Here is an 11,761-nt window from a genome sequence, read left to right as displayed (position 1 = left end):
TCCCTCTCGACCGTTTCCGACGGCGTCCCCAGACCAGCCGGACCGCCCGCCGTGTGCCCCGGCGGACACTGCGACTCGTCTTACGCACCACCCGATACCAGCGTCCCATCAGCCGGCTCCGTCCCGATACGCACGCCAGGCCGCCAGTGCCTCGTGCGCCGTGGGCACCGCCCCCATCCGGGTGAGGTCGGCGACCGGGATCCACGCCGCCTCGTCGGTGGAACCGTCCACCTCGATCACCTGCGGTTCCTGGTCCACCGGCACCGAACCGGCGTAGATCAGCCGCACCGCGTGGAAGTCCTCGAGCCGGCCGTGCGGAGCGCGCCCGACGAAGTGCCGGCTGGAGATGTCGATCAGCGGCCCGGCCTGGTACGTCAGCCCCGCCTCTTCGTAGATCTCGCGATGGAGAGCCAGCCGGGGGTGCTCGCCGTGATCGATCCCGCCGCCCGGCAGCGTCCAGGTGCTCGCGCTGCCGGTGAATTTGCTCAGCAGCATCCGCGGACCGCCGGGGGCGTCCTCGTCGACCAGCACCGCGTAAGCCGCAGGGCGCTGCACGAAGACCGGTACTTCCGGATCCCCCACCGCCGGCTCGGCAGGCTCGGGGGGCGGCAGCAACAGAGCCGGATCGATCGGTGGGTCGAGCAGGGTCACATCGCCGCTGAGCGGCTGTTCCTCGTCTTCGCCTTCGCCCTCGCCCAGCAACATGGAACGGAGAAACCCGGACAGCGGCAGCCCGGCCAGTTCGCCCTCGGCCATGAACCGGCCGACGAACTGGGCCACCGGCCGGTCCGGACCGGGCGGCACCACCACGGCGACCGCGGCGGGCAACTCGCCCAGCGACTCCGGGGCCGGGGTGACCACCGGGTCTTCCCCCGGCAGCCGGTCGATCCGGTCGAGTTCCAGCTGATGGGCGAGCACTTCCTCCTCGCTCAGCGCCGCCGGCCGCCCCGGACCCCCGATCCCGGCGGGCCGGCCCGGCAGGGTGACGTCGAACAGCAGCCGCAGCGTGTGCACGCTCACCCCCTGCTCCGGCAGCTCCACCACATCGGCCCCGGCGTCCCGCGGCGTGATGCTCGCCGCGCGCAGACCCGTCTGCTCCAGCAGCCCGGCCCGCACCCGATCGCGCGGATGCTCGCCGTGCCGGACCACTCCCCCGGGCAACGACCACCGCCCCTGCGGGTCGTTCCCGCCCGGCACCCGCAAGAGCAGCACACCGCCGGAACCGTCGCTGACCACCCCGTACGCCGCTGTCCGTTGCACCGGGCGGAGCTTGGGGGCGCTGGGCCGGGACTGGGAGGGCTGCGATTCGGCGGACGGCACCCGAAGACGCTACATGCCTACCGCCGGGCATTGTTGGACAGTTGTCCGGCCGACGCGACGCCGGATCGTGACCTCGGTGACGTCACCCGGGCACCACCCGAATCACCGGAAACGGGCATCTGCCCTATCCTGCGGGGATGTCCGGCCGTCAGATAGTGCGCCGCCCGTATGCGATGGCATTGAGCCTCTACCGTCGTCTGCCCCGCTTCCTCCGCCTCTGGATCATCCGGCGGGTCGCCCCGGGCCACACCGTGGGCGCGCTCGCGCTGATCGAGCACGACGGCTCGCTGCTGATGCTGAAACAGCGGCACCGGCGCGGCTGGACGTTCCCCGGCGGCCTGCTCAACCGCGGCGAGAACGCCTCGTCGGCGGTCGTGCGCGAGGTCGAGGAGGAGACCGGCCTGCGGGTCGAGGTCGGCCTGCCGTTCTCCACCGTGGTCGAGCCGGGCTCCCGCCGCGTCGACATCCTGTTCTGGGTGCAGGTCGACGAGCCGTTCGCGGTGCAGGCGTCCGGCGAGGCGCTGGAGGCCGGCTGGGTGCCGGTCGGCGACCTGATGGATCCGCAGACCACCGACGAGCCCACCCGCACCGCCGTGGCCGAGTTCGTGCGCTTCAACGGCACCTCCGGGGTAGGCGCGGCCAACACAGGCATCGACACCGCCCCGCACCAGGGCCGCCGGCTCGGCGCCTGAGAGAACCAGACGCATGGCTGAGCAGCTGGCCGGGATCGTTCTCGCGGCGGGGGAGGGCCGGCGCCTACGTCCGCTCACCGAGCTGCGCCCCAAACCGCTGTGCCCGGTAGGAAATGTCCCCCTTGTCGACCATGCCCTCAACCGTCTGCGTCCGCTCACCGGGGAGGGGCCGGCCAACCTGGCGGTCAACGCCTTCCACCACGCTGAGCAGATTCGCGAGCACTGCGAGGGCCGGGCCACCGTGGCGGTCGAGCCGGGCGCCGAGGCCCTGGGCACGGCCGGTGGCGTGGCCAACCTCCTGCCCTGGCTGAACGGGCGGCACGCCCTGGTGACCAACGCCGACCAGTACCTCCCCGGGGGCCTCAGAGGCTTCGTGGAGGGCTGGGACGGCGAGCGCTGCCGTCTGCTCTGCCTGCCGGACGAGACGAAGCGTGACTTCACCACCTCCGAGGGGCGCCCGGTCCGCTACGTGGGGGCCTGCCTGCTGCCCTGGCACCTGATCAAGCACCTCAAGCCCAAGCCGACCGGGCTGTACGAGGTGCTCTGGCGGCAACAGTTGGCCGACGGTCTGCTCGACCTCTGGGTGCTTCCGGAGGATGACGTTGCGATCGACTGCGGTACTCCGGCCGACTACCTGCAGGCCAACCTGCATGCCTCTAAGGGCGAGAACGTGGTCGGTGCGGGCGCCGAGGTGATCGGCGAGATCACCGCCTCGGTGGTGTGGGACGGGGCCTTCGTGGGCCCCGAGGAGAAGCTGAAACATCAGGTCCGGGCCGGATCCCGGGAACGGAGGGTCACCGTTGCGGGCTGAACTACCTGGACTTCCCCACGGCGGCGGTCACTCTCCAGCACCGGCCGGACACGCGATCGGGGGATGCCAACCGCGGCAGGCCCGGCTACTGTCCCAACCGTGACCACCCTTGCGGCCTCCTCGCAGTCACCGGTGCTGATCACCGGGGCCGCGGGCACCATCGGCCGGATGGTGCGCCCGCGCCTGGCCGCCATGGGCTGGGAACTGCACTCGCTCGACCGGGACCCGGACGGCGACCCCGACATCAGCTCGATCGACGTGCTCGACGCCGATGCGCTCGACGCCGCCACGGTGGGCTGCGGCGCGGTGATCCACCTGGCCGGCATCCCGCACGAGGCTCCCCTGGCGCAGATTCTCGAGGCCAACGTCCAGGGCACCCAGGCGGTGCTCGACGCGGCGCTGCGCCGGGGCATCCGGCGCGTGGTGCTGGCCAGCAGCTGCCACGCAGTCGGCTTCTGGGAGCGCACAGCCGGCGGCAGCGACCTGGGCGTAGACGTTCGGCCCCGCCCGGACACGTTCTACGGCGTGGCCAAGGTGGCCCTGGAGGCGCTCGGTCAGCTGTACAGCGACCGGTTCGGCCTGGAGGTCGTCTCGCTGCGCATCGGCGCCTGTAAGGACGCGCCGGTCAACCGTCGTGAGCTGTCCACCTGGCTGAGCCCCGGGGACGCGGCCCGGCTGATGGACGCCAGTCTGCGCGGCAAGGTACGCGGCCACGTGATCGCGTACGGCATCTCGGCCAACACCCGGGCGTGGTGGGACCTGGGGTCGGCCCGGGCGCTGGGGTACATGCCCCAGGACGACGCCGAGGCCTTCGCCGACAGCATCCCGCCGGAGACCAGCCGCCGCTCGCGTACCGGCCAGCAGCCCCCGCCCGCCCCCGAACGGGTCGGCGGCCCGATGACCTCGATGCCGCTCGGTGGCATCACCCGCTCGTTCCTGCCCACGCCGAGCGGCGAGTTCTGACGGCTGGCCAGCCACCAACGGACGGGTGACGCGGGCTGGGAGGCCCACACTCGTCCTCAGTTGTAAAAGCCCTTCAAACAAAGGACGGGTGTCTCGCCTACGTAGGCGAGACACCCGTCCTTTGTTGTTGGGCTTCTACTCCCACTCGATGGTGCCCGGGGGCTTGCTCGTCACGTCGAGCACCACCCGGTTCACCTCGGCCACCTCGTTGGTGATCCGCGTGGAGATCTTGGCCAGCAGCTCGTAGGGCACGCGCGTCCAGTCGGCCGTCATCGCGTCTTCCGAGGAGACCGGGCGCAGCACGATCGGGTGACCGTAGGTACGGCCGTCGCCCTGCACACCCACCGAGCGCACGTCGGCCAGCAGCACCACCGGGCACTGCCAGATCTCGCGGTCGAGCCCGGCCGCGGTGAGCTCGGCCCGCACGATGGCGTCGGCCTGACGCAGCGTGTCCAGCCGCTCCTTGGTGACCTCACCGATGATCCGGATGGCCAGACCCGGGCCCGGGAAGGGCTGGCGCTGCACGATCTCCTCGGGCAGGCCGAGCTGGGCGCCGACCGCGCGGACCTCGTCCTTGAACAGCGTGCGCAGCGGCTCGACCAGCTTGAACTGCAGGTCGTCGGGCAGCCCGCCGACGTTGTGGTGGCTCTTGATGTTGGCCGTGCCGGTGCCGCCGCCGGACTCCACCACGTCGGGGTAGAGCGTGCCCTGGACCAGGAACTCGACGTCGCCGCCGGCCGACTCGTGCGCCTCTTCGACCAGCTCGCGGGCCGCGTCCTCGAAGACCCGGATGAACTCGCGGCCGATGATCTTGCGCTTGGTCTCCGGGTCGCTCACCCCGGCCAGTGCGGTGGCGAAGCGGTCGACCGCGTCGACCACCTTGAGCTTCACCCCGGTGGAGGCCACGAAGTCCTGCTCGACCTGCTCGGCCTCACCCGCCCGCAGCAGCCCGTGGTCGACGAAGACACAGGTCAGCTGGTCGCCCACGGCCCGCTGGACGAGCGCGGCGGCGACCGCCGAGTCGACCCCGCCGGACAGCGCGCAGATCACCTTCGCGTCGCCGACCTCGGCCCGGATCCGGGCGACCTGCTCCTCGATGACGTTGCCGGTGGTCCAGTCGCCCGGCAGCTGGGCGCCCTCGTAGAGGAAGTTGGTGAGCACCTTCTGGCCGAAGGTGGAGTGCTTGACCTCGGGGTGCCACTGCACGCCGTAGAAGTTGCGCTCGGTGTCCTCGAAGGCGGCGACCGGGGCGCCGGACGACTCGGCCAGCACACTGAACCCGGGCGGGGCGTTGTGCACCGCGTCGCCGTGGCTCATCCACACCGACTGGTCGGCCGGAGTGCCGTGCAGCAGCGTGCTCTCGTCGGCGGTGACCGCCACCTTGGTGCCGCCGTACTCCCGCAGGCCGGTGTGCGCCACCTCGCCCCCGAGGCTCAGCGCCATCGCCTGGAAGCCGTAGCAGATGCCCAGGACCGGCACCCCGGCCTCGAACAGCGCCGGGTCGATCTGCGGGGCACCCTCTTCGTACACACTGCTCGGGCCGCCGGACAGCACGATCGCGGCCGGGTCCTTGGCCAGGATGTCGGCCACCGGCATGCTCGAGGGCACGATCTCGGAGTAGACGTTGGCCTCGCGCACGCGGCGGGCGATCAGCTGGGCGTACTGCGCGCCGAAGTCGACGACCAGCACGGGGCGGTGGTCCGTATGGTCACTAGGGGGTTGACTCACGCAGTCAAGGGTAGTGCCGATTCAGGCCGAGGCCGATCGGGCCTTCTTCTCCACCACGGCGCCGATCATCGGGCGCACGCGGCCGGTCACCCAGCGCTCGGCCACGAACGACATCACCGGAATGGTCCCGGCCAGGACCACCCCCACGGTGCCCAGGGCGGGCAGGCGGGTGCGCATCCACAGGTCCACCGCCACGATCACGTAGATCAGGTAGAGCCAGCCGTGGATCATCGGAATGGCGTGCCCGGTGCCGGGGATCACCGCGCTCATGCCCTCGTTCGAGAACCACGACTCACCGGTGTCCTGCGCCTGGAAACCCTGCAGCACGATGTGGAGGGTGAGCAGCAGCAGGAAGACACCGGTGACCCAGGCCAGGATCCGGTATCTCAGCAGCGCGTTGCTCAGCGCCTGGGCGCGTTGGCCGGCGGCCATGGTGATTCCTCTTTCTCGGGCAGGTCGGTGACGGGCCCGTCGGCCTCGTCCTCTTCGTCGGGGTTGCGGCGCAGCAGCCCGCGGTGGTCGTCGCGGACCAGGCGGAACCAGAACAGCAGCGCGATCAGGGCGAACGCCCACCACTGGATCGCGTAGGACAGGTTGCCCCAGTCGAGCTTCCCGTCCGAGGCCGGGGGCGGTACCTGGGTCAGGGCGGGGCCGGTGGCCGGGGTCTGCGAGTCCATCACCACGAACCCGGTGATCATCGGCTGCGGCCAGAGCGCGGCGAGCTCGGCCACGGCCACCCGCTCGACCTGCCCCTGTGCCAGGCCCGAGGTCTCGCCCGGCGGCCGGACCACCGGAGGCTCGGTGGGCTGGACCAGACCGGTGATCGTGATGTCGGTGTCGCTGTCGGGCTCGGTGGCCTCAGCGGCGGAGGCGACCCAGCCGCGCACCACCGGGATCGTGGTGCCGTCCTCGGCGATCAGCGGAGTCAGCACCCACAGGCCCGGGCGCCCGTCCAGCTCGCGATCGGCGACCAGCAACTGGTCCGCACCGCTCCAGTGCCCGCTGACCGAGACCTTGGCGTTGATCATCTCGCTCTGGAACATCTCGCTCGGCCGGATCACCTCAGCGATCGGGACCGACTGGGTGGACTGTTGCGCCGCCTGCGCCTGTTCCGCCGAATCACCGTGCTCGCGGGCCCGGTCGAGCTGCCATTCGCCGAGCTTGGCCATCACCGAGGCGGCCAGCAGCATCACCACCAGGAGGGCCAGCCAGCGTGGCTTGAGGGCGGTACGCAGCATCCGGCAACGGTAACGCGGGCGGGTGACCATCCCGGAAACTGGGGTGCGGAGGGACCCCGCGTCTCCGTAGCGTGACTTGACGTGATCACGCTTCCTGATGCGTCACCACCGGAGCCCGACACCTCCTCGGCCGTCGCCTACATCCGCTCGATGGCCCGGGCCCAGCGCCGCACGCTGGCCGGGGCCGTGCTACTGGGTGTGCTGTGGATGAGCTCGCAGGCCGCGATCCCGCTGGTGGTGGGCAACACGATCGACGCCGGGCTGGTGCGGGACGACCGCGACGCCCTGATCACCGGCTGCCTGCTGCTGGCCGGGCTGAGTGTGGGCGCCTCGCTGACCAGCACGCTGCGGCACCGGTTCGCGGTGTCCAACTGGCTGCTCGCCGCGTTGCGCTCGCAGCATCTGGTCGGGCGGCACGTCGCCGAGCAGGGGCTGACCGTGTCGGCGCGCACCACTACCGGCGAGGTGGTGCAGGCGGTCAGCACCGACGCCACACGTTTCGCCGACCTGATGGACATCGTGGCCCGCGGCGCCGGCTCGGTGGTCTCGTTCCTGGCGGTCACCGTCTACCTGCTGCGGATCGACCTGGTGATCGGGCTGTTCGTGGTGATCGGCCTGCCGTTGCTCGTGGCCGGCTCGATCGTGCTGGTTCGCCCCTTGCAGACCCGGCAGTCGAAGCAGCGCACGGCAGAAGGAGAACTGACCTCCCTGGGCGCGGACACCGTGGCTGGGCTGCGCGTGCTGCGGGGTATCGGCGGCGAGGAGCAGTTCACGACGCGGTACGCGCAGCGCAGTCAGGAAGTGCGGCGCGCGGGCGTGGTGGTCGCCGGGTTGCAGGCCCTGCTCGAGGCCGCGCACGTGTTCCTGCCGGGGATCTTCCTGGCCGGGCTCACCTGGCTGGCGGCGCGGGGGGTGCTGGACGGGCGGCTGAGTGTGGGCGAGCTGATCACGGTGTACGCCGTCACCGCGTTCCTGCGGCTGCCGCTGGAGACGGCCACCCAGGTGCTGTCGATGTGGGTCCGGTCGAAGGTGGCAGCCGGGCGGCTGGTCGGGGTGCTGGTTCAGGGCAATGTGCTTGAGGACGTCCGTGAGCCGGTATCGCTGTCTGCGCACGGGGATCTCGTGGACCCGGAGTCGGGTCTTCGGGTCCGCCCGGGTCTGCTGACGGCGGTGGTCAGTGCCCAGCCGGAGACCGGCCTGGCCATCGCCGACCGGTTCGCCCGGTTGTCCGCGGAGGGTGCCTCACCGGTCTGGGGCTCGGTCCCGCTGAGCCAGGTGCCCGACGACGAGGTGCGGCGACGGATCCTGCTCAGCGAGGCTGAACCCTGGCTGTTCAGCGGCACTCTGCGCGAACAGGTCGATCCCCGCGGCGAGCACTCGGACGCGGAGGTGCTGGCGGCGGTGCGGGTGGGTGATGCCGAGGACGTGGTGGCCGGACTGCCGGGAGGACTTGCGGCAGGTGTCGGTGAACGGGGGCGGGACTTCTCGGGCGGTCAGCGGCAACGGCTGGCCCTGGCCCGAGCGGTGCTGATGGCTGGGCAACCGGAGGTGCAGGTGCTGATCCTGGTGGAGCCGACCTCGGCCGTGGACGCGCACACCGAGGCCCGGATCGCCGAACGGCTGCGGGTTGCCCGGGCCGGAAAGAGCACTCTAGTAGTCACTTCCAGCCCTCTGATGCTGGACCGCTGCGACCGGGTGGTGCTTCTGAACAATGGACGGGTGGTGGCGGAGGGCACGCACCGGCACCTCCTGCGCTCGGAGCCTGGGTATCGGGACGTGGTCGCCCGGGACTCGGACGCACTGGGCGACGAGGCCCTGGAGGCGAGTCGATGAGTGAGACCCTGCCGATCGCCTCACCCGCCCGGGTGCGGGCCGAAACGTTCCGGCTGCTGCGCAGTCATCGCGGCGCCCTGACCTTCTCAGCCGCGGCCCACGCCGCCGCAGCCATCGCCGGGCTGGCCGGCCCCGCCCTGCTCGGCGCCCTGGTCGAGGACTTCACCGACCGCACGGCGACTGCCTCGGCGGTGAACCAGGCCGTGCTGCTGCTCACCGTCGCCACCGTGCTGCAGGCCGGCCTGGCCTGGTACGCCCACCGCAGTTCGCTGGTGCTGGGCGAGCAGGTCTTCGCCGAGATGCGGGAAGGGTTCCTGCGCGAGGTCACCCGGCTGCCGCTGTCGGTGGTCGAGCGGGCGGGCAGCGGAGACCTGATCTCACGCACCACCAACGACGTCGAATCAGTCAGCCACAGCGTGCGTTACGCCGTGCCCAACATCCTGGTCGGGGTGGTGGGCCTGCTCGTCACCGCAACCGCGATCTTGATTACCTCGCCGCTGGTGGCGCTGGGCGCGTTCACTGTGCTGTTCTTCGTCATCCCCTCCACACGCTGGTACCTACGCCGGGCCCGGGACGGCTACCTGGGCGAGATGAGCGCCTACGCGAAGCTCGACGGCACGGTCAGCGAAACCCTCGACGGGGCAAGGTCCGTCGCCGCCCTGCGGTTGGGCAGCCGGCGTAAGCAGTTGATCGAGAAAGACATCGCCGGCATCTACCGGGCCGAGCGCTACACCCTGTGGCTTCGCTCGGTCTGGTACCCGCTCGTCGAAGTGGGTTACGTGCTTCCGGTGGCCGCCGTACTGGCCTGGGGTGGCTGGCTGATCGCCAACGGGCACGCGCAGGTCGGCGAGGTGACCACGGTGGCGTTGTACGTGTCGCAGCTGGTCGGCCCGGTCGACCTGATCCTCGAGTTCATGGACGAGTTGCAGGTCGGCGGCGCCTCACTGGCCCGGATCATCGGTGTAGGCCAGGTCCCGGACGACCGAGTGGCCCGCGCCGACGCGGACCAGCTCCCACCCGGCCCGCAGTCGATCTCGGCCGACCACGTGCGCTACGCCTACCGGGACGACCTGGACGTACTGCACGAGGTCTCACTGGCTCTGCGCCCCGGCGAGCGCCTAGCCGTGGTCGGCCCCAGCGGCGCCGGAAAGTCCACCCTGGGCCGACTTCTGGCCGGCATCCATCCGCCCCGAACCGGCTCGGTCCGCGTCTCGTCCGGCCCCAGCGGCAGCGGCGGCCCGGCCCTGGACCTGGTCGACCTCCCCCTGCCCCAGCTACGCCGACAGGTCGCACTGGTCACCCAGGAGCAGCACGTCTTCGTCGGCACTCTGGCGGAGAACCTGCGACTGGCCCGGCCGGAGTCGTCGGACCGCGAACTGCTGGGAGCCCTCGCCGCAGTGGACGCCTCGGGCTGGGTCGCGCAGCTACCGGAAGGCCTGGCCACGTTGGTCGGTTCGGGCGGCCACACCCTCACCCCCAGCCAGGCCCAGCAGGTTGCCCTGGCCCGCCTGACCCTGTCCGACCCGCACACCCTGGTACTGGACGAGGCGACCTCGCTGCTGGACCCGCGAGCGGCCCGGCATCTGGAGCGCTCGCTGTCGGCGGTACTGACCGGCCGGACCGTGGTGGCGGTGGCGCACCGCCTGCACACCGCCCACGATGCCGACCGGGTGGCCGTGGTGGAGAACGGCCGGATCAGCGAACTCGGCACCCACCACGAACTGCTGCAGCAGAACGGTTCCTACGCGGCACTCTGGCGCTCGTGGCAGGACCAGGACCCGGAAGACCCGACTTCGTAATCATCGGCCCGGGCAGGGTCGGGACCGGGACCGGCGCCAGGGCAGGGCCTGGTCGGCGAGGTGTACACCTGGTACCGCGTGTACACCTCGCCACAGGGCAACCGCGGGCTGAGGCTGAGCGCCATCACGAAAACCACCTCGGAATTCCTCGACCCGGCGGCCGCGCCGGTGCTCTTACGGCCTGAGATCCTCACGACCCAGCCTCACGATCACCCAGCCTGACGATCGTCCTTTGTTTGCCCTTGTTCTTTTTCAGCCAGACCTTTGCGCCGCTCCCGCTGCCCCCGCGCGATCTCGGTGGCCAGGGCATCCAGCGGCTGCACCAGCGCCTCGACCGGGTTGCGCAGCGCCTCCAGCCAGTTGCGCGCCGCCGCCACCCCCTCGTCGTCGATCGCGTACAAGCGCCGCTGACCCTCCGCCCGCACCTTCACCAGCCCCGCCGCCAGCAGCACCTTCAGGTGGTGCGACACGGCCGGCTGGGTGACGGCGGTCCGCGCCCGGACCGCCGTCACCAGCGCACCCACGGGCTGCTCCCCCGCCGACAACAGCTCCAAGAGGTGCCGCCGCAACGGGTCGCCCAGGGCTTCGAACACGCGCTCCATGACCGGCGATCCTGTCAGCTTTCCGAACTGTCCTCGGAAGTACCGGTGTAGAAGCCGAACGTGCGATCGGCCGCGGCCCTGGCCGCCTCCGGCGCGTCCCCGGACGCAATCGCCGCCTCGGCCCAGCCATCGGCACACAGGCGCATGAAGGTCTTGCCCTCCGGCGTGGTTCCCCAGAGCGCCGCTTCGGCCGGATCCATCGAAGCGCCCGTGTCGAGATATGCGCCGAGACCGTAGAGCGCCCCGTCCCAGCCGACCCCCGTGGCACCCGGACCGAACTGGTCCCAGAGCTCCTGGGGCACGACCGCCTCATGCTCCAGCTCGAGTGTCGCCCCCTCCGGCGCCTCGGCCAGGCGCACCCTGACCCACGACGTCATCTCGCCGAATTCCCAGGTGAGAGCGAAGAACTCGGGCGCCTCGCAGCGCTCGACCGTGCCCCCGGCATTCCCCTCCAGCTGGTAGTGACCGCCCACCTTCAGATCCCCGCTGACCGGAAGGAACCAGCGCGGGATGCGCTCGGCGTTGGTCAGCACGTCCCAGAGGTCGGCTCGATCGGTGGCATAGGTACGGCGGGCCACCGAGACCTTGGTCGGAACCCCCTCCCGAGTGCCGTTACGTACCTCTCGGACCACCAGACCGGCGGCGGCGGCAATGTCCACGCGCTTACTCCTTGATAAGTGGCGACTTATATAAGTGGAAGTATATGAAGTCTCCGTCCCCTGGCAAGCACCTTGGTACATTCCCTTGACGGCATATACCGTCGGAAGTACTTTCC

The 11,761-nt window shown here is 70.9% G+C and carries 11 protein-coding genes; 5 read left to right on the top strand and 6 right to left on the bottom strand.

Annotated features, from left to right (window positions below; genetic code table 11):
* Positions 1-108: 108 nt before the first annotated feature.
* Complete coding sequence (locus tag LWF15_RS37515; protein ID WP_232811336.1) at positions 109-1,320, bottom strand: NUDIX domain-containing protein; 1,212 nt, start codon at positions 1,318-1,320, stop codon at positions 109-111.
* A 137-nt stretch (positions 1,321-1,457) separates the two neighbouring features.
* Here LWF15_RS37515 and LWF15_RS14575 point away from each other — a divergent pair, with 137 nt between their 5' ends.
* The 3 genes from LWF15_RS14575 (at position 1,458) to LWF15_RS14565 (ending at position 3,786) form a co-directional block, all read left to right on the top strand.
* On the top strand, positions 1,458-2,012 hold the full coding sequence (locus LWF15_RS14575; protein WP_232811335.1) for an NUDIX hydrolase: 555 nt from the start codon (positions 1,458-1,460) through the stop codon (positions 2,010-2,012).
* A 13-nt stretch (positions 2,013-2,025) separates the two neighbouring features.
* Positions 2,026-2,823, top strand: coding sequence for a nucleotidyltransferase family protein (locus LWF15_RS14570; protein ID WP_232811334.1), 798 nt, complete (start codon positions 2,026-2,028; stop codon positions 2,821-2,823).
* 99 nt (positions 2,824-2,922) lie between these two features.
* Positions 2,923-3,786, top strand: a complete 864-nt coding sequence (locus LWF15_RS14565) for an NAD-dependent epimerase/dehydratase family protein (RefSeq protein WP_232811333.1) — start codon at positions 2,923-2,925, stop codon at positions 3,784-3,786.
* Positions 3,787-3,921: 135 nt separating this feature from the next.
* On the opposite strand, the gene guaA is transcribed toward LWF15_RS14565, so the two are convergent.
* From guaA to LWF15_RS14550, 3 genes are read right to left on the bottom strand one after another with little or no spacing between them, the layout of a single operon-like run.
* Positions 3,922-5,514 carry a glutamine-hydrolyzing GMP synthase gene (gene guaA, locus LWF15_RS14560; protein ID WP_232811332.1) on the bottom strand — a complete coding sequence of 531 codons (1,593 nt, stop codon included), beginning with the start codon at positions 5,512-5,514 and terminating at the stop codon, positions 3,922-3,924.
* 21 nt (positions 5,515-5,535) lie between these two features.
* The gene (locus tag LWF15_RS14555) at positions 5,536-5,946 is read right to left on the bottom strand and encodes a DUF3817 domain-containing protein (protein ID WP_232811331.1); all 411 of its coding nucleotides are present in this window, start codon (positions 5,944-5,946) and stop codon (positions 5,536-5,538) included.
* Positions 5,916-6,752 carry an SURF1 family protein gene (locus LWF15_RS14550; RefSeq protein WP_232811330.1) on the bottom strand — a complete coding sequence of 279 codons (837 nt, stop codon included), beginning with the start codon at positions 6,750-6,752 and terminating at the stop codon, positions 5,916-5,918. The genes LWF15_RS14555 and LWF15_RS14550 overlap by 31 nt, the downstream gene beginning before the upstream one ends.
* A gap of 81 nt (positions 6,753-6,833) precedes the next feature.
* On the opposite strand from LWF15_RS14550, the gene LWF15_RS14545 reads away from it, so the two are divergent.
* Both LWF15_RS14545 and LWF15_RS14540 read left to right on the top strand, forming a co-directional pair.
* Complete coding sequence (locus LWF15_RS14545) at positions 6,834-8,585, top strand: ABC transporter ATP-binding protein (protein WP_232811329.1); 1,752 nt, start codon at positions 6,834-6,836, stop codon at positions 8,583-8,585.
* On the top strand, positions 8,582-10,384 hold the full coding sequence (locus LWF15_RS14540; protein ID WP_232811328.1) for an ABC transporter ATP-binding protein: 1,803 nt from the start codon (positions 8,582-8,584) through the stop codon (positions 10,382-10,384). The genes LWF15_RS14545 and LWF15_RS14540 overlap by 4 nt, the downstream gene beginning before the upstream one ends.
* Positions 10,385-10,593: 209 nt before the next feature.
* Here the strand turns inward: LWF15_RS14540 and LWF15_RS36370 are convergent, their stop codons facing one another.
* Complete coding sequence (locus LWF15_RS36370) at positions 10,594-10,986, bottom strand: ArsR/SmtB family transcription factor (protein ID WP_269810157.1); 393 nt, start codon at positions 10,984-10,986, stop codon at positions 10,594-10,596.
* 14 nt (positions 10,987-11,000) lie between these two features.
* Complete coding sequence (locus tag LWF15_RS14530; protein ID WP_232811327.1) at positions 11,001-11,645, bottom strand: SRPBCC family protein; 645 nt, start codon at positions 11,643-11,645, stop codon at positions 11,001-11,003.
* Between the last annotated feature and the right edge of the window lie 116 nt (positions 11,646-11,761).

The sequence above is a fragment of the Kineosporia rhizophila genome (assembly GCF_021277265.1).
Classification (GTDB): Bacteria; Actinomycetota; Actinomycetes; order Actinomycetales; family Kineosporiaceae; genus Kineosporia; species Kineosporia rhizophila.
This window is presented reverse-complemented; position numbering and strand designations above follow the sequence as displayed.

Bases quoted from the DNA above. Each gene is read 5' to 3' on its own strand.
- LWF15_RS14575 (WP_232811335.1), top strand. From the start codon at position 1,458: ATGTCCGGCCGTCAGATAGTGCGCCGCCCGTATGCGATGGCATTGAGC.
- LWF15_RS14570 (WP_232811334.1), top strand. From the start codon at position 2,026: ATGGCTGAGCAGCTGGCCGGGATCGTTCTCGCGGCGGGGGAGGGCCGG.
- LWF15_RS14555 (WP_232811331.1), bottom strand. From the start codon at position 5,946: ATGGCCGCCGGCCAACGCGCCCAGGCGCTGAGCAACGCGCTGCTGAGA.
- LWF15_RS14550 (WP_232811330.1), bottom strand. From the start codon at position 6,752: ATGCTGCGTACCGCCCTCAAGCCACGCTGGCTGGCCCTCCTGGTGGTG.
- LWF15_RS14540 (WP_232811328.1), top strand. From the start codon at position 8,582: ATGAGTGAGACCCTGCCGATCGCCTCACCCGCCCGGGTGCGGGCCGAA.
- LWF15_RS36370 (WP_269810157.1), bottom strand. From the start codon at position 10,986: ATGGAGCGCGTGTTCGAAGCCCTGGGCGACCCGTTGCGGCGGCACCTC.